Source organism: Streptomyces sp. NPDC007971 (genome assembly GCF_042958635.1).
Classification (GTDB): domain Bacteria; phylum Actinomycetota; class Actinomycetes; order Streptomycetales; family Streptomycetaceae; genus Streptomyces.
This window is the reverse complement of the sequence record NZ_JBIBJK010000012.1, coordinates 122065-143883: the sequence shown is the minus strand read 5'-3', so window position 1 is coordinate 143883 and position 21819 is coordinate 122065. Positions and strand designations below refer to the sequence as shown.

Sequence of the window (21819 nt, the reverse complement as noted above, 5' to 3'; positions counted from 1 at the left end):
GCATGACCGACGACGCAGTCCCGGAACTCCGCGCATCCGATGCCGACCGTGAGCAGGTCGCCGAGGTGCTGCGGGACGCCCTGGCCGAGGGACGCCTGGACATGGGGGAGTTCGAGGAGCGGCTGGAGGCGGCGTACAAGGCACGTACGTATGCCGAGCTGGCGCCGATCACCCGTGATCTGCCGGCGTCCGGGGCGGTGGCGCCCCCTCCCGTGTCCTTCACCAAGGAGCCGGTGGACAGCGGGGGTTGGGCGGGCCGGATCGTCGGGGGCCAGGAGTCGGCGACCGCGATCGCGGTCATGTCCGGGTTCGAGCGCAAGGGCCGCTGGACGGTGCCCAGGCGGTTCAACTGCTTCGCCTTCTGGGGCGGTGGTGAGCTGGATCTGCGGGAGGCGGACTTCGCGGACCGGGAGGTGGAGATCAGCTGTGTGGCGATCATGGGCGGGGTGCAGGTGATCGTGCCGCCGGGGGTCGAGGTCGTGGTCCGCGGGATCGGTGTCATGGGCGGCTTCGAGCACCCGCGGGACGACGAGCGGCCCGATCCGGGTGCGCCGCGGGTGGTGATCAGCGGGTTCGCGTTCTGGGGCGGGGTCGGTGTGGAGCGCAAGGTGACCCGGGCCGAGCGGCAGCGGCTGAAGGAGCAGCGCCGGCAGGAGAAGGTGGAGCGCAGTCAGGCCCGGCACGAGTTGCAGCGGGCCCGGCGCGAGGAGCGCTGGGAGGAGCGGCGGGAGCGCCAGCGGCGCCGGCACGGGGAGTACTGAGGCACTGCCCCGGCCCGGTCGTCGTCGTGGCCGTCGTTACGGCGTGCAGACCTTGGTCAGTTCGCCGGCCGCGTCGGTGACGGGGCTGACGTCGGGGGTGTTGTCGCCGTCCTTGATGGCGGTGCGGACGTTCCCGACGGCCTTCTTCAGGTTGTCGACGGCCTTGTTGACGTCGGTGTTGTCGGTCTTGTCGCCGATCTTGTCGAGGTTCTTCTCGATGGCGTCGAGGGAGGCGTCGGCCTGGGTCGGGTCGTTGGCGGCGTTCTCGACGGCCTGCTGGAGGTCGGTGACGCTGTCGGCGATGGAGTCGGCGGTCTGCACGCAGTCCAGGGCTTTGCCGACGGCGTCGCAGCCGGTGGTCAGGCCCGCGGTGAGTGCGACGGTCGCGACGGCGGCGGCGACGGCGGCGAGGCGGCCTCGGCGTCGGGTGGCGGCCATGGTGGTGTGTTCCCTCCCTGGTACGGCGGTCCGGGCGCACGGTGTTGGTTCCGTGCACCCGTATCCATAGGACGCCGGGGAGGGGGACGGGGGTTGCCCGCCGTACACCCCTTGTTTGGTGTTCTCTTTACTGTTCGTGCGGCTTTGGGGCTACTTCTCCAGGGTGCGGGCCAGTGCGGTCTGCTGGATCGCGGTCAGTTCGGTGCAGCCGGTGACGGCGAGGTCGAGCAGGGCGTTCAGTTCCTCGCGGGCGAAGGGCTGGGCCTCGGCGGTGCCCTGGACCTCGACGAAGCGGCCGTCGCCGGTGCAGACGACGTTCATGTCGGTCTCGGCGCGCACGTCCTCCTCGTAGCAGAGGTCGAGGAGGGGGACGCCGGCGACGATGCCGACCGAGACGGCGCTCACGGTTCCGGTGAGCGGCTGGCGTCCTGCCTTGATCAGCTTCTTGCCCTGGGCCCAGGAGACCGCGTCGGCGAGGGCGACGTAGGCGCCGGTGATGGCGGCGGTGCGGGTGCCGCCGTCGGCCTGGAGGACGTCGCAGTCGAGGACGATGGTGTTCTCGCCGAGCGCCTTGTAGTCGATGACGGCGCGCAGGGAGCGGCCGATGAGCCGGGAGATCTCGTGGGTGCGGCCGCCGATCTTGCCCTTGACGGACTCGCGGTCGCCGCGGGTGTTGGTGGCGCGGGGCAGCATGGAGTACTCCGCGGTGACCCAGCCCTCGCCGCTGCCCTTGCGCCAGCGCGGGACTCCTTCGGTGACGGAGGCGGTGCAGAAGACCTTGGTGTCGCCGAAGGAGACGAGGACGGAGCCCTCGGCGTGCTTGCTCCAGCCGCGTTCGATGGTGACCGGGCGGAGCTGTTCGGGGGTGCGGCCGTCGATTCGAGACATGGGGCCGAGCCTATCCGGAGTGCCGCAAGGGGCTCCTCCCGCGGTAGGAGGAGCCCCTTTCAGGTGAACCCGGGTGATCCCGAGGGCTCACATCATGTCTTCGATCTCCGCGGCGATCGGGTCGGCGTCGGTGCCGATGACGACCTGGATGGCGGTGCCCATCTTGACGACGCCGTGGGCGCCCGCGGCCTTCAGGGCGGCCTCGTCGACCAGAGCGGGGTCGGACACCTCGGTGCGCAGCCGGGTGATGCAGCCCTCGATCTCCTCGATGTTGTCGATCCCGCCGAGGCCGGCGACGATCTTCTCAGCCTTGCTGGCCATGTTCCTTCTCCCTGATCCGAACCGCTTTGTCGCAGTAACCCACAGTTGGCCCATCTTTGCGAGCGGTCATGCCGTACGTGCCGAATGATGGCGATCACGACAGCGGAACCGTCCGCCGACTGGTCTACACCACCCGGGGGACGGTCGCCAAACCGCGCCGGGTGAAGCGGTCAGGGAGGACGCCGATGAGCGCCGACAGCACGGCCGGCCCCGCGCCCGCCCGCCGGCACAAGCTCTTCCAGGGCCTGCAGAAGATGGGCCGCAGCCTGCAGTTGCCGATCGCGGTGCTGCCGGCCGCGGGCCTGCTGATCGGCCTCGGCCAGCCCGGCGTCGTCGGGGCCGAGGGCCTGGGCTGGACGACGGTCGCCCAGGTGATGCAGGGAGCGGGCGGCGCCCTGCTCGACGGCTCGCTGGGCCTGCCCCTGCTGTTCTGCGTGGGCGTGGCGATCGGCATGGCCAAGAAGTCCGACGGTTCGACGGCGCTCGCGGCGGTGGCGGGCTTCCTCGTCTACTACGGCGTGCTGCACCAGTTCCCCGAGGACTGTCCCGGCGGCTCCAGGGCCGTCCCGCAGGTCGGCTGCCAGGTGATCAGCGGCGGCTCGGTGTCCCCCTTCACGTTCCAGAACCCCGGTGTCTTCGGCGGCATCGTCATGGGTCTGCTGGCGGCCTTCTTCTGGGCCCGCTTCCATCGCACCCGGCTGGTCGACTGGCTGGGGTTCTTCAACGGCCGGCGGCTCGTCCCCATCATGATGGCGTTCGTCGCCATCGTCTTCGCGGTGCTGTGCCTGTGGGTCTGGCCGCCGATCGGCAGCGGCCTGGAGAGCTTCAGCGGCTGGCTGCGGGACGCCGGGGCGTGGGGCGCGGGCGTGTTCGGCGTCGCCAACCGGGCGCTGCTCGTGGTCGGCCTGCACCAGTTCCTGAACGTGCCCATCTGGTTCCAGTTCGGCAGCTACACCAAGCCGGACGGGACGGTGGTGCACGGCGACATCAACATGTTCCTGGCGGGCGACCCGCACGCCGGGCAGTTCACCTCGGGCTTCTACCCGATCATGATGTTCGCGCTGCCGGCGGCCGCGCTGGCGATCACGCACTGCGCCAGGCCGCACCGCCGCAAGGAGGTCGGCGGGCTGATGCTCTCCGTGGCGCTGACCTCGTTCGTCACCGGCATCACCGAGCCGATCGAGTACTCCTTCCTCTTCATCGCGCCGCTGCTGTACGCGGTGCACGCGGTGCTCACCGGTGTCTCGATGGCGGCGACCTGGGGGCTCGGGGTGCACGACGGGTTCAGTTTCTCGGCGGGCCTGATCGACTACGTCATCAACTGGAACCTGGCCACCAGGCCGTGGCTGATCATCCCGATCGGCCTCGGCTTCGCCGTCGTCTACTACGTCGTCTTCCGGTTCGCGATCACGGTCTTCGACCTGAAGACTCCGGGCCGGGAGCCGGAGGAGGACGTCGAGGACGTCACCAAGCTCTGACGGCGCCTGCACCGCCCCTGGCGTCGCCATCTGACGCCGGCGGCACCGCCCCTGCGTCGCCACCGGCAGCACCTCCTGCGTCCCACCCCCGCAACCGGCCGCCTGTCGCGGCCTGCGTCGCCGCCCCGGGACTGCCCTTCATCACGGCACCCGTCGCCGCTCCAGGACCACTCCCCCGTCGCCGCCCCGCCGCCGGTGTTCGGCGTCGCAGAGGTCGGGCGGAGCTCCACCCGAGTGGCCCTCCGGCCAGCACGGCGCGTAGCGCTGCGACAGCGGATTCGCGGGTTCCTTATCCCGCCTTCATCGTGCTACAACAGGTCTACACCACTGAGTGGTGTAGACCAGAGACGCCGCCGTCCCTTCCATGGTTCCCGGGCGGCGCCCTGCCCTCCCCCGGCCGAAGGCCAGGGGTATCCCCAGGAGGAACTTGTGACCACGGCCACCGCCGCTCCCGCGGCCGCAAAGAAGAAGGGCGCCGGGGCGATGGCTGTGCTCCAGCGTATCGGCCGCAGCCTGATGCTGCCGGTGGCGGTGCTGCCCGCAGCCGCCCTGCTGGTGCGCCTCGGCAACACCGACATGCTCGGCCGTCCCGAGTTCCCCGCCTTCCTCACGAAAATAGCCTCCTTCATGGCGGCCGGCGGCAACGCGATCCTCGACAACATGCCGCTGCTGTTCGCCGTGGGCATCGCGATCGGTTTCGCGAAGAAGTCGGACGGCTCGACGGCGCTCGCCGCGGTCGTCGGCTACCTGGTCTTCAAGAACGTGCTCGGCACGTTCACCGACAAGAACCTGCCGAAGGTGGCGACCGCCGTCGACGGCAAGGTCGTCATGATGGACGCCCCGGCGGACGCCAAGGTCCTCGGCGGCGTGGTGATGGGCCTCGCGGTCGCACTCCTCTACCAGCGCTTCTACCGCACCAAGCTGCCCGACTGGGCGGGCTTCTTCGGCGGCCGCCGGCTGGTGCCGATCCTGTCGGCCCTCGCCGGCCTGGTCCTCGGCATCGTCTTCGGCTACATCTGGCCGGTCCTCGGCAGCGGTCTGCACAACTTCGGTGAGTGGCTGGTGGGTTCGGGCGCCGTCGGCGCCGGCATCTTCGGTGTCGCCAACCGTGCGCTGATCCCGATCGGCATGCACCACCTGCTGAACTCGTTCCCCTGGCTGCAGGCGGGCGACTACCACGGCAAGAGCGGCGACATCGCGCGCTTCCTGGCCGGCGACCCGGCCGCCGGCCAGTTCATGACCGGCTTCTTCCCGATCATGATGTTCGGCCTCCCGGCCGCCTGCCTCGCCATCGTGCACTGCGCCCGCCCGGAGCGCCGCAAGGTGGTCGGCGGCATGATGTTCTCGCTCGCACTGACCAGCTTCGTCACCGGTGTGACCGAGCCGATCGAGTTCACCTTCATGTTCATCGCGCCGGTCCTGTACGCGATCCACGCGGTCCTCACCGGCATCTCCATGGCGCTGACCTGGTCGCTGGGCATGCGTGACGGCTTCGGCTTCTCGGCCGGTGTGATCGACTGGGGCCTGAACCTGGGCATCGCGAGCAACCCGTGGGGTCTGCTGCTGGTGGGCCTGTGCTTCGGAGCCGTCTACTACGTCGTCTTCCGCTTCGCCATCACCAGGTTCAACCTGCCCACCCCGGGCCGGGAATCGGACGAGGAACTGGCGGAACTCCAGAAGGCCGAAGCCAAGTAGGCCACTGCGCAAGCTCGACCGAAAACGAATTCCCCGGCCGCTTCCCGGCCGGGGAATTCGTTTTGGGGCACCGGCCTGCGGGCCGGGCGCCTCAGATGTCGTAGACCAGGCGGGGAGCGGCCAGTTCCACCGGACCGTCGAACACCTCGCGCGCGTCCGCCAGATTGACCTGGGGGTCGGTCCACGGCGGAATGTGGGTGAGGACCAGACGGCGGGCACCCGCGCGGGCCGCTGACTCGCCTGCCTCGCGGCCGTTGAGGTGCAGGTCGGGAATGTTCTCCTTGCCGTGCGTGAACGCGGCCTCGCACAGGAACAGGTCGGTGTCCCGGGCCAGCTCGTCCAGCACCTCGGTGACGCCCGTGTCGCCGGAGTACGTCAGGGACACCCCGCCGTGCTCGATGCGGATGGCGTACGCCTCGACAGGATGGCGGACCCGCTCGGTGTGCACCGTGAACGGGCCGATCTCGAACGTCGACGGCTTGACCGTGTGGAAGTCGAAGACCTCGCTCATCGAGGAGGCGGAGGGGGTGTCGGCGTAGGCCGTGGTCAGGCGGTGCTCGGTGCCCTCGGGTCCGTAGACCGGGAGCGGGTCGCAGCGGCCGCCCTCGTGGCGGTAGTAGCGCGCGACGAAGTACGCGAGCATGTCGATGCAGTGGTCGGCGTGCAGATGGCTCAGGAAGATCGCGTCGAGGTCGTAGAGACCGCAGTGGCGCTGCAGCTCACCGAGGGCGCCATTGCCCATGTCGAGGAGCAGCCGGAAGCCGTCGGCCTCGACGAGGTAGCTCGAGCAGGCCGATTCCGCGGACGGGAACGACCCCGAGCAGCCGACGACGGTGAGCTTCATGAAGCAGAAACCTCCGTACGCGGAAATCCGGTGGGCGGGGAGCTGGCAAGCGGGGCGGGAAAGGGGCAGGCGGGGGTCGTGCGGTTTGTCGAGCGTAAGGCGCAAAAGGACCGGTCGCTCCTCTGCCAGGGGCCGTTGTGGGCGAACTCACCTGTGCTGTCACCGGTTCGGCTGGACGCGGGGCGCACGGAGATTACAGAGGGCGCGCAATGACGGGCATGCGCCGGTAACGTCGTCGTTATGGACACGTCCTGGTGGCTCGCGCTCGCGGCGGTGGTGCTGCTCGCGCTGATCGCCGCGCTCGTCGACGGCTGGGGCCGCGGCCATCGGCCCGGTGGGCGCCGGCTGCGGCCGCCCGGGCGCCCCGAGCGCCGGGACCGGGCCAGGGCGGCGCATCCGCACCCGGGCGACATCTGGTGGGCGAACGTGCCCTACGAGGACCGGGCCGACGCCAAGGACCGGCCCTGTCTGGTGCTGGCCGTGCGCGGGAACCGGGCCACCGTCGCGAAGATCACCAGCAAGTACCACGACGAGCGCTCCGGGGTGATCCCGCTGCCGCCCGGAGCGGTCGGCGACGCCCACGGACGGCCCAGCTTCCTGCAGACCGACGAGCTGCGCGAGGTGCCGGTGTGGGACTTCCGGCGGCGGGTGGGCGTGGTCGACCCGGTCCTGTGGGACCAGGTCAGACACCTCGCCGGGTAGGGCCTCTCCTTCGGGTCCTGCCGGGGCCGCACGCACCGGGCCCCGTTCGGTCCGCCGTGACGCGCCATGACCCGAAGCCGGCCCGATCCGGAAGCCAGGTCCCGAAGAGGGACCCTGGCTCTCCGGGCCGCCCGCTGCGCCTATTTCACCGTCACGGTGACCGTCCACTCCTGGATGCCCTTGCAGGAGACCTGGCCGGGGCCGCTGGGTTCGGCGCACAGCGGGCGGGAGGACGTGAGTTTCACGGTGCCGGGCGCCACTGCCCGGTAGGCCGCCGTGGCGTCGCCCGGCTGGATGACGAAGCCCGTGTTGATCGGCTGCAGCGCCTTGCCGTTCGCGGCGACCGGCTTCCAGGGACGGGCCTTGGTCCCGTCGAGGGTCAGCCGCAGCTCACCGCCCTTGGCCAGGCAGACGGTACGGCCGCTGTCGGCCGCCTTCAGCTCCGCCTGCGGGGCGCACCCGCCGCCGGAGGGCGGGGCGGAGGCGGACGCCGAGTCGGAGGGGGTTGCGGGAGCGGAAGCGGAGGCGGACGGGGACACCTTGTCCTTGCTGCCGGTGTCCTTTCCGCTCTGGGAGCCGCAGCCTGCCAGGAGCAGCGCTGTGGCCGCGAGGACGACGGGCGTCGTACGGCGCATGGGGGGGACCGCCTTTCTGCGTGGCCGGCCGACCGGCCTCTTGGTGCAGATGTGACGTACCACCGGCACGGACGGATCCCGCACCGGAACGGATCCCCCACACGGACGGGTCCCGCACACGGACGGCTTCCGTGTGCGGGACCCGGTGTCGTACGGCTCAGCTGGTCGTCAGGGCGGTGTCGTCCACGACGAAGCTGGTCTGGAGGGAGGAGTCCTCCACTCCGCTGAACTTCAGGGTGACCGTCTGGCCCGCGAAGGAGGACAGGTCGAAGGTCTTCTGCGCGTACCCGGAGGCGGCGTTGACGTTGGAGTACGTCGCCAGGGTGGTCGAACCGGCGGTCACGGTCAGCTTGTCGTACGCGGTGCTGCCGCTCTCGTCGGAGTCGATGTGCAGGTAGAAGGTGTAGCTGGCCTTGCAGCCGGACGGGATGGTCACCGACTGGGACAGCGTGTCGGTGTGCGAGGAGCCGTAGCCGTCGAGCCAGGCCTTGTAGGAGCCGCTGTGCGCCGCCTCACCGCTGTTGGTGGTGATGACGCCGCTGCTCGCGGTCCAGCCGGTGCTGCCCGACTCGAAGCCCGGGTTGGCCAGCAGCTGGGCGCCGGTGCAGGTGCCGCCGGAGGAGCCGACCGTCCAGGTGAAGGAGGTCGCGCCGGAGGCACCGGTGGAGTCCTTCGCCGTGACGGTGACCTGGTAGGTGCCCGCGGTGGACGCCGTGCCGGAGATCAGGCCGGTGGAGCTGTTGATGGACAGGCCGGTCGGCAGGCCGGAGGCGCTGTAGGTCAGGGCCGCACCCGCGCTGTCGGTGGCGTGGATCTGCAGGCTGGCCGAGCCGCCGGTGGTGGTGGACTGGCTGCCCGGGTTGGTGACGGTCACCGTGTTGCCGCTGCTGGTGCCGGCGGTGAAGGCGGTGGTGCCGTTCGGGGTGCCCCAGCCGGTCGGACCGTCGTAGCCGGCGGTCGCGGTGCAGAAGTACGACGGGGAGCAGGAGCCGTTGTTGCCGCTGGTCACGTCGTACAGGTTGCCGGTGTGCTGGTAGGGGTACTTCGACGGGTAGTCGCCGGAGCCCGGGGTGCCCGCGAGGGCGTAGACGCCTGCGACGATCGGGGCGGAGGCGCTGGTGCCGCCGTAGACCGCCCAGCCGGAGCCGCCGTAGGTGTCGTAGACCGCGACGCCGGTGGCCGGGTCGGCGACGGCGGAGACGTCGGCCTCCATGCGCTTGGAGCAGCCGGTGTCGGTCTGCCAGCTCGGCTTCGGGTCGTAGGCGGAGCAGCCGGAGCCGGTGCCCTCGGTGGAGTTGGTGTGCCACACCGACTCGCTCCAGCCGCGGGAGCCGGAGGAGGTGGTGAGCGCGGTGCCGCCGACGGCGGTCACGTACTGGGAGGTCGCCGGGTACTCGGCGCCGTAGGCGGAGTCGCCCGAGGAGACGGTGATGGCGACGCCGGGGTGCTTGAAGTACTGGGTGTCCTCGCCGGTCTGGGAGGAGGACTCGCTGCCGCCCCAGCTGTTGGAGACGACCTTGGCACCCAGCGTGACGGCCTCGTTCTCGGCGATGCCGAGGTCGGTGTCGTTCGCGGAGTTCGCCTCGACCAGGTCGATGCTGCAGTTCGGGCAGACCGCGCTGACCATGTCGATGTCGAGCGCCTCTTCACCGGCCCAGCCGCTGTCGTTGGTCGGCAGCGAGGTGGTGGACCCGGTCTGGCTGAGCTGCTTGAAGCAGCCGTTGGCCTTGGTGCAGGCGGACAGGCCGTAGGTGGAGCGGTAAGTGGCCAGGTCCGACTCGGCGTTGGGGTCGTTGTAGGCGTCGACGATGGCGACGGTCATGCCGGAGCCGCCGGTCGAGGGCAGGTTGTAGGCGCTGTGCAGGTTGGCCGGGGACAGGCCGGAGGGGGCCGCGGCGGCGAGCGCCGAGGCGAGCCGCTGCTTGATGTCGTTGCGCCGCTGGGCGAAGCAGGACGCGTGGCCCGGCTCGGCGGTGGCGCACAGGTGGGTCGTGGGGACCTTCTGCCCGGCCTTGCCGGTGGAGTGGAAGGTCTGCCGCTCGGGGGCGGTGAGGGCCTTGGAGTTCTGCGCGGCCCGGGAGGTGTGGGGCGTGGGGGCGGCGGCCTGGGCGCCGGCCGTGGGTGCCGCGGCCAGTCCGGCGACGGTCAGGGCGAGGGCGGGCAGGGCGACGGAGACGAGTCTTCGCAGGTTCCGTCTCGGTCCGCTCGGGCGTGACTCACGCATGGGGTACTGCCTCCATGGGGAAGTGGGGTGTCTCGCACTGGTGGGGCAGGCCCGTGACGCGCGTAGCGGCGGCAGACGCAGTCATGAGCATGACATTCATTGCCACCCTGATGTCGAGTGAGCGTGACATGACAGGGTGCGCGAGGAACGTAGACCCGACCGGAGGACGACCGGCAGTACCGGACGGAATCCTTTGCCTCTCCGTAGGATGGGTTTAGCCCCCTCATGGGAGGGGGCTGGCGCGTGCTTGATGCGGCCGGCGGAGGCTACGCCCAGAGCTGGCCCTGCAGCGTCTCGATGGCCTCTTCGGTGGTGGCAGCCGTGTAGACGCCGGTGGAAAGGTACTTCCAGCCCCCGTCGGCCACGATGAAGACGATGTCGGCGCTCTCCCCCGCCTTGACCGCCTTGTGGCCGACACCGATCGCCGCGTGCAGGGCGGCGCCGGTGGAGACGCCGGCGAAGATGCCCTCCTGCTGCAGGAGTTCACGGGTGCGGGTGACCGCGTCGGCGGAGCCGACCGAGAAGCGGGTGGTGAGCACGGAGGCGTCGTACAGCTCGGGCACGAAGCCCTCGTCGAGGTTGCGCAGACCGTAGACCAGGTCGTCGTAGCGCGGTTCGGCGGCGACGATCCTCACGTCCGGCTTGTGCTCGCGCAGATAGCGGCCGACGCCCATCAGGGTGCCGGTGGTGCCGAGGCCCGCGACGAAGTGCGTGATCGACGGCAGGTCCGCAAGGATCTCCGGGCCCGTCGTCGCGTAGTGGGCACCCGCGTTGTCCGGGTTGCCGTACTGGTAGAGCATCACCCAGTCCGGGTGCTCGGCCGCCAGCTCCTTGGCCACCCGCACGGCGGTGTTGGAGCCGCCGGCGGCCGGGGAGGAGATGATCTCGGCGCCCCACATGCCCAGCAGGTCCCGGCGCTCCTGCGAGGTGTTCTCCGGCATCACGCACACCATGCGGTAGCCCTTGAGCTTGGCGGCCATCGCCAGGGAGATGCCGGTGTTGCCGGAGGTCGGCTCCAGGATCGTGCAGCCCGGGGTGAGGCGGCCGTCCTTCTCCGCCTGCTCGATCATGTGCAGGGCGGGGCGGTCCTTGACCGAGCCGGTCGGGTTGCGGTCCTCCAGCTTGGCCCAGATCCGGACGTCGTCGGACGGCGACAACCGCGGCAGGCGCACCAGAGGGGTGTTGCCCACCGCGGCCAGCGGGGAGTCGTAGCGCATGGGTGCTCAGCGACCGATCAGTGCATGCCGCCGGCCACGGCCGGCAGGATCGTCACGGTGTCGCCGTCGGACAGCTTGGTGTCGATGCCGTCGACGAAGCGGACGTCCTCGTCGTTCAGGTACACGTTGACGAAGCGGCGCAGCTTGCCGTCGTCCACGATGCGGGCGTGGATGCCCGTGTGCCGGGTCTCGAGGTCGGCGAACAGCTCGGCGAGGGTCTCACCGCTGCCCTCCACCGCCTTCTGACCGTCGGTGTACTGGCGGAGGATGGTGGGGATGCGGACCTCGATGGCCATGGTTGCGGTCTCCTGTCGGAAAGAGTCATCGGTTCGGTGTGCGCGCGATGGGGGTCCCCCCTGGCTCGCGCACTGAGGGAGCGCCGCGGCTCACGGCCGTACGGCGGTGGGGAACGTCAACAGATGGCGCTGTTCAGCCTGCACAGGTCGACGTGCAGCCGCGCCACGAGCAGCGTGCTCGGCGCCTTCTCGCTCACGTCGTTCAGAACCATGGGCTCATCGTATCGATTCCCGGTCCGGGTTCTGGAAGGCAATCCCACATACCGGACCGATCTCAACCAAGGACTGAGATCAGTACGCCTCCACGACCCTGACCTCCTCCTCGGTGACCTCTCCGTCGAGGATCCGGAAGGAGCGGAACTGGAAGTCGCCGAGGCCGTCGGTGTCGGCGGTGGAGACCAGGACGTAGTGGGCACCGGGCTCGTTGGCGTAGCCGATGTCGGTCCGGGAGGGCCGGGCCTCGGTCGCGGTGTGGGAGTGGTAGATGATCACCGGCTCCTCGTCGCGGTCGTCCATCTCGCGGTAGAGCTTGAGCAGGTCCTGCGAGTCGAACTCGTAGAAGGTGGGCGATCGGGCCGCGTTCAGCATCGGGATGAAGCGCTCGGGGCGGCCGGAGCCCGCCGGGCCGGCGACGACGCCGCACGCCTCGTCGGGGTGGTCCTCGCGCGCGTGGGCGACGATCTGGTCGTACAGGGCCTGGGTGAGGGTCAGCATGAGGGTCAGGATAAGCATGCGGGCCGTCCCGTACCGAGGTGTGGTACGGGACGGCCCACATGATGGACGTCCTGAGCGGCAGCCGCCGGGGGTGCCACGAGTACTCCCGGCGGCCGGACGTCCGGGGATGGTCCTGCGCGGTCAGCCGACCTTCTCGAAGGTCGGCTCGGTGCGGTCGGCGATCTGCGGCGTACGGGCCTTCAGGACCATCCAGCCGACGCCGAGCGCGGCCGCCCAGACGGCCATCACGTACAGGCAGACCCGGGAGTCGGCGTCGTAGGCGATCAGGCCGGTGACGAAGAGCAGGAACGCGATGGCGATGTACGAGCACACCGCGCCGCCCGGCGCCGGGAAGGACGAGGCGGGCAGCCGGCCCGCGACGACCGCACGGCGGTAGAGGACGTGGCTGACCAGGATCATCAGCCAGGTCCAGATGCCGGCCGCGGTGGCCACGGAGGTGACGTAGCCGAAGGCCTTCTCCGGGACGATGTAGTTGAGGATCACGCCGATGCCCATGAAGGCCACCGAGACGGTGATGCCGAGCGCCGGGGTCTTGGTCGACGACAGCTTGGAGAAGACGCGCGGCGCCTCGCCGTTGTCCGCGAGGGTGCGCAGCATGCGGCCCGTGGAGTACATGCCCGAGTTGCAGGACGACAGGGCCGCGGTGAGCACCACGAAGTTGACGATGCCGGCGCCGGCCGGGATGCCGATCATGGCGAACGCCTTCACGAAGGGGCTGACGCCCGCCGCGAACTGGGTCCACTTGACCACGCACAGGATGACCGTGAGGGCACCGATGTAGAACAGGGCGATACGCCAGGGCAGCGTGTTGATCGCCTTCGGGAGGGTCTTCTCCGGGTTCTCGGACTCGCCCGCGGTGACGCCGACCAGCTCGACGGCGAGGTAGGCGAACATCACGCCCTGCAGGGTCATCAGGGAGGAGCCGACGCCCTTGGGGAAGAAGCCGTCGAACTGCCACAGGTTCGAGACGGACGCGGTGTCACCGGCGGCGCTGAAGCCGAAGGTGAGCACGCCGAGGCCGATCACGATCATGCCGACCAGGGCGGTGACCTTGACCATGGAGAACCAGAACTCGATCTCGCCGAACAGCTTCACCGAGATCAGGTTGGCCACGAACAGGACCACCAGGAAGACCAGCGCCGTCACCCACCGCGGGACGTCCGGGAACCAGTAGTTGACGTAGATCGCGGCGGCCGTCAGCTCGGCCATGCCGGTCACGACCCACATCAGCCAGTACGTCCAGCCGGTGAAGTAGCCGAAGAACGGGCCGAGGAACTCCCGGGAGTACTCCGCGAAGGAACCGGAAACCGGGCGGTAGAGGAGCAGCTCGCCCAGTGCCCGCATGATGAAGAAGATGATCACGCCCGCGAGGGCGTACATCAGGATGAGGCTGGGACCGGCCTTGGCGATGTTCGCCCCGGCTCCCAGGAACAGGCCGACGCCGATCGCTCCGCCGATCGCGATCATCTGGACCTGCCGGCTGCCGAGCCCGCGCTCGTAACCCTCTTCAGGGGCTTCGGTGACCTTCTCAGAGGTCATGTGTGGTGCGCCTTTCTCCATGCCGAACCGGGCCTTTCGTCGGCCTCGGATCGGGTTTCGATCCCCCCGGATTGATGGAGCTGGGCGGGTTTTGCGAGCCCGCCCGTGCCTGGCCGGCGGTCGCCGGCTCGGTGGCGCACCCGGCCGAACATGGGTGGTGTTCGCCGGGCGGTCGTGAAGATTTATCACGGCCGCAACAATGATCACAGGGGGGTGCTGTGGCGCACCCCACAGGAAGAACCGGACAAAGAGCGCACTATTGCACCAAAACAGGCCGCAACGGTGACAGGATCGTTATCCGGATTTGAGCGTCCTCTGAGCGAACACCAAACGGGGACGATCAGGGCATCAGGGTCGTCACGAGCGTCTCCTGGAGGCCGCCCAGCCACAGGTAGGCCATCACCATCGGCTTGCGCGGGTCCTCGTCCGGGAGCCGGTAGAGCAGATCGGTGTCGTCCTCCTCGGTGATCTCCAGCCGGGCGCCGATCGCCAGACGCAGATCGTTGAGGGCGCTGAGCCAGCACCGCGACTCCTCCGGGGACAGCTTGAGCACCGCCCCGCCGTCGTCCACCGGCGACAGCGCGTCCAGGGTGTGGATCACCGCGAGGGCGTTGTCCCGCTTGCCGGCCCTGAGGTCGTTCTCGGTGTAGCGGCGGAACTCGGCGGAGTGCGCCTCGCGCTCCTCGGCCTCGGCCGGGGAGGCGGGCGCCTGCTCGGGGTCGCTGTAGGCGTCCGGGAAGAGCCTCCTGAGCACCGGGTCGGCGGGCGGCTCGCTCGGGCCCTCGGCGAACAGCTCGGCGAGCGGGTCGGCGGAGGCGTCCTCGGCGGGGCCGGGGCCGATCAGCTCCAGGAGCTGGACGGCCAGCGACCGGATGATGGAGATCTCGACCTCGTCGAGCGCGACGGCAGCGCCGCCGCCGGGAATCGGTTCGAAGTGTCCGGGCATCGAAATGGGTTCGCTACTTCCGGTCCTGCTGGAGGGTGGCCCACAGACCGTAGCCGTGCATCGCCTGCACGTCGCGCTCCATCTCCTCGCGGGAACCGCTGGAGACGACCGCCCGGCCCTTGTGGTGGACGTCGAGCATGAGCTTGGTGGCCTTGTCCTTGGTGTAGCCGAAGTACGTCTGGAAGACGTACGTCACGTAGCTCATGAGGTTGACCGGGTCATTGTGGACGATCGTGACCCAGGGGACGTCGGGCTCGGGTACGGCGAAGACCTCCTCCGCCGACTCGGTGCGTTCGATCTCTACGGGCGCGGGTGACGTCACAGAGCCCATGCTGCCACGCGCGCGATAAATCGTCACACTGACGAAATGGGGTGTACGATTACCCGCCAAGCGACACACACCGGGGGACAGCCCCGGACCCCTGGCCACGCCTGGGGAACCCGGAGATTAGGGGTCAGGTGAGTTTGGTGGACGTGGCGGACCTTGGGCTGCCGGTGGACGTTCCCTCGACGGCGCTCTTCACGGACCAGTACGAGCTGACGATGCTGCAGGCCGCCCTGAAGGCCGGTACGGCCGAGCGGCGCAGCGTGTTCGAGGTCTTCACGCGCAGGCTGCCGGAGGGGCGCCGCTACGGCGTGGTGGCGGGCACCGGACGCGTCCTGGACGCGGTCGAGAACTTCCGCTTCGACGAGGGCGTCCTCGGCTTCCTGCGCGAGCGGAAGATCGTGGACGAGGAGACCCTGGACTGGCTCGCCGGCTACCGCTTCGGCGGTGACATCTGGGGCTACCCCGAGGGCGAGGTGTATTTCCCGGGCTCGCCGGTCCTGCGGGTCGAGGGCAGCTTCGCCGAGTGCGTGCTCCTGGAGACCGTGATCCTGTCCATCCTCAACCACGACTCGGCGATCGCGGCCGCCGCCTCCCGGATGGCCTCCGCCGCGGTCGGCCGGCCGCTGATCGAGATGGGCGCCCGCCGCACCCACGAGCTGGCCGCCGTGGCCGCCTCCCGGGCCGCCTACATCGGCGGCTTCGCGACCACCTCCGACCTCGCGGCCGGCTTCCGCTACGGCATCCCGACCGTCGGCACCTCCGCGCACGCCTTCACCCTGCTGCACGACAACGAGCGGGACGCCTTCCGGGCCCAGGTGCACTCGCTCGGCAGGAACACGACCCTCCTGGTCGACACCTACGACGTCACCCAGGCCGTCCGTACGGCGGTGGAGGTGGCCGGGCCCGAGCTGGGCGCGGTGCGCATCGACTCCGGGGACCTGCTGCTGGTCGCCCACCGGGTGCGGCACCAGCTGGACGAGCTGGGCGCCACCGCCACGAAGATCATCGTGACCTCGGACCTGGACGAGTACGCCATCGCCTCGCTCGCGGCGGCGCCCGTGGACGCGTACGGCGTCGGCACCCAGCTGGTGACCGGCTCCGGGCATCCGACCTGCTCGATGGTGTACAAGCTGGTCGCGCGGGCCGAGTCCGCCGATCCGGCGGCGCCGCTGGTGCCGGTCGCGAAGAAGTCCACCGGGGGCAAGACCTCCATCGGCGGGCGCAAGTGGGCGGCGCGGCGGCTGGACGAGGAGGGCGTGGCCGAGGCCGAGGTGATCGGGACCGGGCCGGTGCCGGCCGCACTGGCCGACCGGCAGCTGCTGGTGGAGCTGGTCAAGGGCGGCGACGTCGTCGCGCGCGAGCCGCTCGACGTGACCCGCGACCGGCACATCGCGGCCCGCGCCAACCTGCCGCTGTCCGCGACACAGCTCTCCCGCGGGGAACCCGTCCTTGCGACGGAGTACGTCTAGGGACGCCACACCCAGGGGCGCTCGGGCAAGTGACGCGCGCCCCTTGTCCGCCCCCGTTCAAGCCCCCTCCCGGACAGGGCCGGGAATCTCTAGGCTCAGATACTCAACCCGACAGTCGAAGGACACCCATCATGCGCCGCGCCTTGATCGTCGTAGATGTGCAGAACGACTTCTGCGAGGGGGGCAGCCTCGCGGTCGCCGGAGGCGCGGATGTCGCCGCCGCGATCACCGAGCTGATCGGCCAGGCGGCGGGCACCGGATACCGCCACGTGGTCGCCACGCGCGACCACCACATCGCGCCCGGCGGCCACTTCGCGGACAACCCCGACTACGTCCGCAGCTGGCCCGCGCACTGCGTCGCGGGCACCGAGGGCGTCGGCTTCCACCCGAACTTCGCGCCGGCCGTCGCCTCCGGGGCGGTGGACGCGGTGTTCGAGAAGGGTTCGTACTCGGCGGCGTACAGCGGCTTCGAGGGCACCGACGAGAACGGGATCCCCCTGGCCGAGTGGCTGCGCTCGCGCCACATCGAGGAGGTCGACGTGGTCGGCATAGCCACGGACCACTGCGTGCGCGCCACCGCACTGGACGCCGCCCGGGAGGGCTTCCGCACCCAGGTCCTCCTGGACCTGACCGCGGGAGTGGCCCCGGAGACCACCGACCGCGCCCTGGAGGAGCTGCGCGAGGCAGGCGTGGAACTGACCGGCAAGCCCGTGGTCAGCGGCTAGAAACCCGCCCGACGGCGACTTCCGGCAGGCCGGGCCCCGCAGGCCCGCACCACCGCGGCCGATCACCGTCGCGGCGGGAGGAACAGCCGGCCCCAAGGGGCGCGGGGAACTGCGCGACCAGCCACAACACACCCGCACCCGCCCACGGCGCGGGCTCACGGCGACCCCGGCACCGCCGCCCGCACCGCCCGCTGCATGCCGCCTCGGCCCCCTCAGCCCTGCACCACCGCCGGCCTGCGAAGCAGCGCCCGGATCGGACGCCACAGCTCCATCACGGTGACGTCGTTGTCAGGCGCCGTCCGCCATATGAGCCCGTCCGGGTGGTGCAGGACCGCGGTGATCTCGTCCGGCGTCGGAGGAGCCGCGTTCCCCCGGAGGTAGATCGCGCGCAGACCCAGGTTGCGCAGACGCGTCAGGGCGCGGGCGCGGTTCTGGGCGTGCACCAGCACCCGCACCCCGCCGGAGCCCCCGGCAGGGGTCGGACTGGGCAGGTTCAACGCCACCACCACCGTGCCGTTCGGCAGTTTGCAGAAGCCTCCTGCGGCCATGCGGTCACATCCCCGTTTCGGTCGGTGTCAATAAGCGGACCACAGGACGCACCTAAACACGATCGGCGGCGACCCGCCAGGGGTCACCGCCGATACGCTTTTGACCTGCGGAAATAACCGCTACTTCACCGCGGGGCCAACTTCCAGCTCGATCGTCGAGCCATTTCCGGCCTGCTTCGTGATCTTGATCTTGGTGTTGGTGTCAGTGACCTTGACACCGCCGGCCGGGTTCGACGCGTCGTAGTAGGAGCTGGTGTGGTCGTTGAAGACCGACACCCCCTTCTGCGACTTGATCTTGGTCGCCACGTCCGCCTTGTGCAGCGTGAAGCCGTCCGTGCGGTCCAGGCCGAACGGGGAGTCGTAGGCCTGGATCCGGTTGCGCAGCAGCGTGCCGTCGGAGTACTTCAGCGCCTTCCAGTGCGCGTCCACCGGCAGGATCAGACCGGTGCCCGGGTGGTCCTTGGCGTTGGTGTTGTTGTCCGCCTGGGAGGTGTCCCACTTCCAGATCAACAGGCCGTTCTGGTACGGGTAGTGCTCCACCCAGCCCGGGCGCTCGGCCGAACCGAAGTTGTACGGGCCGACCTTCAGGGTCTTGTCGTACGACACGTACTGGCGGTTCTCGGCGATGTAGTACTGCTTGTAGTCCTTGGTGAAGGACGCGCCGATACGGGAGAAGCCGGTGGCGGTCCAACCGGCGTCCGCGCTCTCCGCGTTGTCGGAGAACACCGGCGTGCCGTCGGCCGTCAGCGTGATCTCGTCGGCCGCGAAGCCCTTCTGCGCCACCCCGCCGTCGGTCAGGTAGCGGAAGCGGACGTCGATCTTCTTGCCCGCGTAGGCGTCCAGCGAGTACGACAGCTTCTTGTAGCCGTCGACCGTGCCGGTCAGGGCGGGCTTGCCGGAGGCGTCGCGCGGGATGGCCTTGCCGTCCACCGTGCCGTCCACGGCGGTCCAGTTGGCGCCGCCGTCGGTCGACACCTCGGTGTAGAGGTAGTCGAAGCCGTTCTCGATGTCGTACCAGCCGTCCAGGCTCAGCGCGGCCGAGGACTTGCCGGTCAGGTCGACGGAACGGGTCAGGGAGTTCTTGAGGTTGTCACCGCTGCCGCTCCACCACTGGGCCGCACCCTGCGCGGGGGTGACGATCTCGGTCTTGACCGCCTTGTCCGGCAGCGAGACGACGAGCGCCTGGCGGTACTTGGTGTTGTACTCGGCGAGGCCCAGCTTGTGCCAGGAGGAGACACCGGCCTTGCCGCTGTCGTAGTTCAGCCAGCCCAGCTGCAGCTTGTCCCAGGCGTTCATGTCGCCGGGCAGGTCGCCGATGGACTCCTTGCCGGTGCCGAGCCAGGAACCGGAGGACATCAGGGTCCAGAAGCCGGTGGAGTTGTCGCCGCCGTTGGTGTCGTACTCGTCCGGCAGGCCCAGGTCGTGGCCGTACTCGTGGGCGAAGACGCCGAGGCCGCCGTTCTCCGGCTGGATGGTGTAGTCGCCGACCCAGACGCCGGTGTCACCGATCTGCGCGCCGCCGAGCTTGTTGCCCTGGGGGCCGGTGGCGCCGGTGTCGGTGCCGAAGGCGTACCAGCGGTGCGCCCAGATGGCGTCCTTGCCCTGGGCGCCGCCGCCCGCGGACTCGTCCTCACCGGCGTGCACGAGCTGGAAGTGGTCGATGTAGCCGTCGGGCTCGTTGAAGTTGCCGTCGCCGTCGTAGTCGTAGCGGTCCCACTGGTCGTACTTGGCCAGGTCGGCCTTGACGGCGGCGTCGGACTTGCCGGCCTTCTTCTGGTCGGCGACCCAGGCGTTGACGCCGTCGCTGACGGCGTTCCACACGCTCGGGCAGTTGGTCTGGCCGCACGCGTTGTTGCCGTACCGGGCCTCGTTGTAGGGGACCTTGACCCAGTCCGAGACCTCGCCGTCGACCGAGTAGCGGCCCGAGGACTGCTTCTCGTAGTACTTCTTCAGCGACTCGGTCTTCTTGCCGGTGCCGAAGTAGAGGTCCTGGTAGTGCTTCTGGTTGTAGTCCTTCTGCCAGGCCGTGCTGTTGTCCTTCTTGCGGTCCGGCGCGGCGATCTTGTTGTGCAGCGGTCCGGGGGTGCCGCCGTACTTGGGGTCCGTCTGGTCGCCGAACTCCACCAGGATCGTGAAGATCTTGTCGGTCTTCTCGCGGCTCAGCTCGACGTACTTGCTGTCGCCCTTCTTGCCCTTGAGCTGGACGACCTTCGAGCCGTTGCGCTCCTGAGCCTTGGCCTTGCCCGATATGAGCTGGTTCAGGGCCTCCTGACGCTGAGCCCTCTGCGTCTTGCTCATGGGGCCGTCGAGGTCGTGCTTCTGCTGCTTCACCGGGGCCGGGTCGTGCCGGTTCTCGGCAGCCGGCCGGGCCGTGGTGCTCGCCTCGGCGACGGCGAACGTCGCGAAACCGGCGGATGCCGCGGCGAGCGCCACACCTATGGCGGCGACTCTGAACGTCCAGGGTCTGCTGGTCACTTGAGTTCCTCCCCCGCGCCGCGCCCACGGACAGGGGGGTCCTAGGTCATGGAAGGGTCCGTGCGCGCACGATCAACGCGTGTAATCAAGTGACGACATTTGACTAGAGGTTTAGAAGAAAAGACAGACCTTGACTTGGACAGAACAAGTGCACTATGCGGAGCCGACGTTCGCTTTACGAACAGCTGAACTTGTCGGTCAGCGGTCGCGCGGACCCGTCCACCTGCCGGACGCCATGACTCCGTGCGCCCCCTGTGCACCGGCACCGTGGGTTAGGTCACGCTTACCAGGCGTCCCGTTCGGGCATGCACGCGAATAGAGTCCAAGGCGCGCTCCCCATCTTCATCTTCCGAGGACACGATTGCCATGCCTCGTCCGACTGCCGCACAGCTCGTCTACGGTTCGTGCACCGTGATCTTCTCGACGCTCGCCATGCTGCTGCTGTCCCAGACGAGTTCGGGCCTCGGGATCACGGTCATCGCCCTGGCCGCGCTCGCACTGGGGCTGCTCGTGGCGATGACGGTGCCCCTGCCCGGGCCCCGCACGGTTGCTTCGCCCGCCGAGACCGCACCCGAGGAGGAGCCGGTGACCACCGCGCTCTGAACGGCCGCACACGTGAGCGGCGGCCCCGTGACTACTCCCACGGTCCCGCCGCTCTCGTATGGGCACCCATAACGGCTGCGCACCGGCACCCGGGCCGGCTCAACCGAGGGCGACCACGACCGTCTTGGCCGCCTTGTCGTGCAGTCCCTGTTTGTACGGCTTGTCGAAGTAGCTCCAGCCGCCGCAGATCGCCGTCCAGATGCAGGCGCAGCAGAAGGCGAACGGCAGCCAGAGCACACAGGCCCGGATCAGCGAGGTCTGTGTGCCGGGTGTGGACCCGTCGTTCAGGTTCGCCACCCGCATGTTGAACCACTTCTTGCCGAGGGTCTGGCCCCACTTGGCGGTCAGCACGGTGTCGTAGGCGACGTAGAGGACGGCGGCCACGACGGACTGCCACAGGCCCCGGCCGACCTCCACCCTGTCGCCGTTCACGTTGTACCCCTCGACCCCGAGGGGCAGGGTGACCAGCCAGACGACGATGCCCACGAGGATCATGTCGATGATCCGCGCGAGGGTCCGCTTGCCGCTGTCGGCGAGCGGGGGCATACCGGCGAGCGGATCGGCGGGGTAGCCGGGGCCGCCGGCGCCGTACGGAGCGCCGCCGTAGGGCCCACCGCCGTAGGAAGGTTGTCCTGGGTGGGGAGGCTGCCCGCCGTACGGGGGCGGCTGCCGGCCGCCGTCGTGGGGCGGAGGCTGCTGCCCTCCCCAGGGCGGGGGCTGCCCGCCCGGCGGGGGTGGCGGCTGGCCTCCTGGCGGCGGGGGCTGCTGGGCGCCGTACGGAGTGTCGTACGGCGAGCCCGCCCCCTGGTCCGACGGGGGCCGCTTCTTGAACGGGTCGTCCTCGGGGGGCTGCTCTCCGGAGCCGGGGGGCGGTTCGCTGCTCATGGCCCGAGTGCACCGCGAACGCCCCGGCTCCGCATCCGACGGGCGGCCGTACGGAGTACGGCCGCTT

At 69.7% G+C, this 21819-nt stretch carries 23 protein-coding genes; 7 read left to right on the top strand and 16 right to left on the bottom strand.

Features of this window, described 5'->3' with window-relative positions; genetic code table 11:
* The first annotated feature begins 2 nt into the window (after positions 1 to 2).
* Positions 3 to 761 carry a DUF1707 domain-containing protein gene (locus tag ACFZCP_RS25530; RefSeq protein ID WP_391430305.1) on the top strand — a complete coding sequence of 253 codons (759 nt, stop codon included), beginning with the start codon at positions 3 to 5 and terminating at the stop codon, positions 759 to 761.
* A gap of 36 nt (positions 762 to 797) precedes the next feature.
* Here the strand turns inward: ACFZCP_RS25530 and ACFZCP_RS25525 are convergent, their stop codons facing one another.
* From ACFZCP_RS25525 to ACFZCP_RS25515, 3 genes are all read right to left on the bottom strand, one after another.
* Positions 798 to 1199 carry a hypothetical protein gene (locus ACFZCP_RS25525; protein ID WP_391430302.1) on the bottom strand — a complete coding sequence of 134 codons (402 nt, stop codon included), beginning with the start codon at positions 1197 to 1199 and terminating at the stop codon, positions 798 to 800.
* 150 nt (positions 1200 to 1349) lie between these two features.
* On the bottom strand, positions 1350 to 2087 hold the full coding sequence (rph, locus tag ACFZCP_RS25520; protein WP_362693341.1) for a ribonuclease PH: 738 nt from the start codon (positions 2085 to 2087) through the stop codon (positions 1350 to 1352).
* Between the two features lie 87 nt (positions 2088 to 2174).
* On the bottom strand, positions 2175 to 2408 hold the full coding sequence (locus ACFZCP_RS25515) for a glucose PTS transporter subunit EIIB (protein WP_014672981.1): 234 nt from the start codon (positions 2406 to 2408) through the stop codon (positions 2175 to 2177).
* Between the two features lie 185 nt (positions 2409 to 2593).
* Here ACFZCP_RS25515 and ACFZCP_RS25510 point away from each other — a divergent pair, with 185 nt between their 5' ends.
* Together ACFZCP_RS25510 and ACFZCP_RS25505 are read left to right on the top strand one after the other, a co-directional pair.
* Complete coding sequence (locus tag ACFZCP_RS25510; protein WP_391430297.1) at positions 2594 to 3886, top strand: PTS transporter subunit EIIC; 1293 nt, start codon at positions 2594 to 2596, stop codon at positions 3884 to 3886.
* A gap of 429 nt (positions 3887 to 4315) precedes the next feature.
* Positions 4316 to 5581: a PTS transporter subunit EIIC gene (locus tag ACFZCP_RS25505; RefSeq protein ID WP_391430293.1), complete on the top strand. Its 1266-nt coding sequence runs from the start codon at positions 4316 to 4318 to the stop codon at positions 5579 to 5581.
* A 91-nt stretch (positions 5582 to 5672) separates the two neighbouring features.
* On the opposite strand, the gene ACFZCP_RS25500 is transcribed toward ACFZCP_RS25505, so the two are convergent.
* The gene (locus tag ACFZCP_RS25500) at positions 5673 to 6425 is read right to left on the bottom strand and encodes an MBL fold metallo-hydrolase (protein WP_362693331.1); all 753 of its coding nucleotides are present in this window, start codon (positions 6423 to 6425) and stop codon (positions 5673 to 5675) included.
* Between the two features lie 240 nt (positions 6426 to 6665).
* On the opposite strand from ACFZCP_RS25500, the gene ACFZCP_RS25495 reads away from it, so the two are divergent.
* Positions 6666 to 7127, top strand: a complete 462-nt coding sequence (locus ACFZCP_RS25495; RefSeq protein ID WP_362693328.1) for a type II toxin-antitoxin system PemK/MazF family toxin — start codon at positions 6666 to 6668, stop codon at positions 7125 to 7127.
* A gap of 140 nt (positions 7128 to 7267) precedes the next feature.
* Here the strand turns inward: ACFZCP_RS25495 and ACFZCP_RS25490 are convergent, their stop codons facing one another.
* The 9 genes from ACFZCP_RS25490 to clpS all read right to left on the bottom strand — a co-directional run bounded on the left by ACFZCP_RS25490 (position 7268) and on the right by clpS (position 15050).
* Positions 7268 to 7762: a hypothetical protein gene (locus ACFZCP_RS25490; protein ID WP_362693325.1), complete on the bottom strand. Its 495-nt coding sequence runs from the start codon at positions 7760 to 7762 to the stop codon at positions 7268 to 7270.
* A gap of 157 nt (positions 7763 to 7919) precedes the next feature.
* Entirely contained in the window at positions 7920 to 9986 is a 2067-nt protein-coding gene (locus tag ACFZCP_RS25485; RefSeq protein ID WP_391430285.1) for a putative Ig domain-containing protein, read from the bottom strand.
* 266 nt (positions 9987 to 10252) lie between these two features.
* Positions 10253 to 11203, bottom strand: a complete 951-nt coding sequence (locus ACFZCP_RS25480) for a cysteine synthase (protein ID WP_391430282.1) — start codon at positions 11201 to 11203, stop codon at positions 10253 to 10255.
* A 17-nt stretch (positions 11204 to 11220) separates the two neighbouring features.
* On the bottom strand, positions 11221 to 11499 hold the full coding sequence (locus tag ACFZCP_RS25475) for a MoaD/ThiS family protein (protein ID WP_362693315.1): 279 nt from the start codon (positions 11497 to 11499) through the stop codon (positions 11221 to 11223).
* A gap of 116 nt (positions 11500 to 11615) precedes the next feature.
* Positions 11616 to 11711 (bottom strand): putative leader peptide, encoded by a 96-nt coding sequence (locus ACFZCP_RS25470; RefSeq protein ID WP_335743766.1) that lies wholly within the window; start codon positions 11709 to 11711, stop codon positions 11616 to 11618.
* A gap of 79 nt (positions 11712 to 11790) precedes the next feature.
* A complete protein-coding gene (locus tag ACFZCP_RS25465; protein WP_391430278.1) occupies positions 11791 to 12213 on the bottom strand; it encodes a Mov34/MPN/PAD-1 family protein in 423 nt (140 codons plus the stop codon).
* A 141-nt stretch (positions 12214 to 12354) separates the two neighbouring features.
* Entirely contained in the window at positions 12355 to 13773 is a 1419-nt protein-coding gene (locus ACFZCP_RS25460; RefSeq protein WP_362693308.1) for an amino acid permease, read from the bottom strand.
* Between the two features lie 340 nt (positions 13774 to 14113).
* On the bottom strand, positions 14114 to 14719 hold the full coding sequence (locus ACFZCP_RS25455) for a DUF2017 family protein (protein ID WP_391430272.1): 606 nt from the start codon (positions 14717 to 14719) through the stop codon (positions 14114 to 14116).
* A 13-nt stretch (positions 14720 to 14732) separates the two neighbouring features.
* Positions 14733 to 15050: an ATP-dependent Clp protease adapter ClpS gene (gene clpS, locus ACFZCP_RS25450; RefSeq protein WP_361118760.1), complete on the bottom strand. Its 318-nt coding sequence runs from the start codon at positions 15048 to 15050 to the stop codon at positions 14733 to 14735.
* Between the two features lie 137 nt (positions 15051 to 15187).
* On the opposite strand from clpS, the gene ACFZCP_RS25445 reads away from it, so the two are divergent.
* Together ACFZCP_RS25445 and ACFZCP_RS25440 are read left to right on the top strand one after the other, a co-directional pair.
* Positions 15188 to 16516: a nicotinate phosphoribosyltransferase gene (locus ACFZCP_RS25445; RefSeq protein WP_391430269.1), complete on the top strand. Its 1329-nt coding sequence runs from the start codon at positions 15188 to 15190 to the stop codon at positions 16514 to 16516.
* A 131-nt stretch (positions 16517 to 16647) separates the two neighbouring features.
* Positions 16648 to 17241 (top strand): isochorismatase family protein, encoded by a 594-nt coding sequence (locus ACFZCP_RS25440; protein ID WP_391430262.1) that lies wholly within the window; start codon positions 16648 to 16650, stop codon positions 17239 to 17241.
* 212 nt (positions 17242 to 17453) lie between these two features.
* Here ACFZCP_RS25440 and ACFZCP_RS25435 read toward each other — a convergent pair whose 3' ends face one another.
* Both ACFZCP_RS25435 and ACFZCP_RS25430 read right to left on the bottom strand, forming a co-directional pair.
* Positions 17454 to 17789: a hypothetical protein gene (locus ACFZCP_RS25435; protein WP_391430257.1), complete on the bottom strand. Its 336-nt coding sequence runs from the start codon at positions 17787 to 17789 to the stop codon at positions 17454 to 17456.
* A gap of 120 nt (positions 17790 to 17909) precedes the next feature.
* Complete coding sequence (locus tag ACFZCP_RS25430) at positions 17910 to 20264, bottom strand: immune inhibitor A domain-containing protein (RefSeq protein WP_391430253.1); 2355 nt, start codon at positions 20262 to 20264, stop codon at positions 17910 to 17912.
* Between the two features lie 366 nt (positions 20265 to 20630).
* On the opposite strand from ACFZCP_RS25430, the gene ACFZCP_RS25425 reads away from it, so the two are divergent.
* Positions 20631 to 20867: a hypothetical protein gene (locus ACFZCP_RS25425; protein WP_362693291.1), complete on the top strand. Its 237-nt coding sequence runs from the start codon at positions 20631 to 20633 to the stop codon at positions 20865 to 20867.
* Positions 20868 to 20966: 99 nt separating this feature from the next.
* Here ACFZCP_RS25425 and ACFZCP_RS25420 read toward each other — a convergent pair whose 3' ends face one another.
* Positions 20967 to 21752 (bottom strand): RDD family protein, encoded by a 786-nt coding sequence (locus ACFZCP_RS25420; RefSeq protein ID WP_391430248.1) that lies wholly within the window; start codon positions 21750 to 21752, stop codon positions 20967 to 20969.
* Positions 21753 to 21819 lie beyond the last annotated feature (67 nt).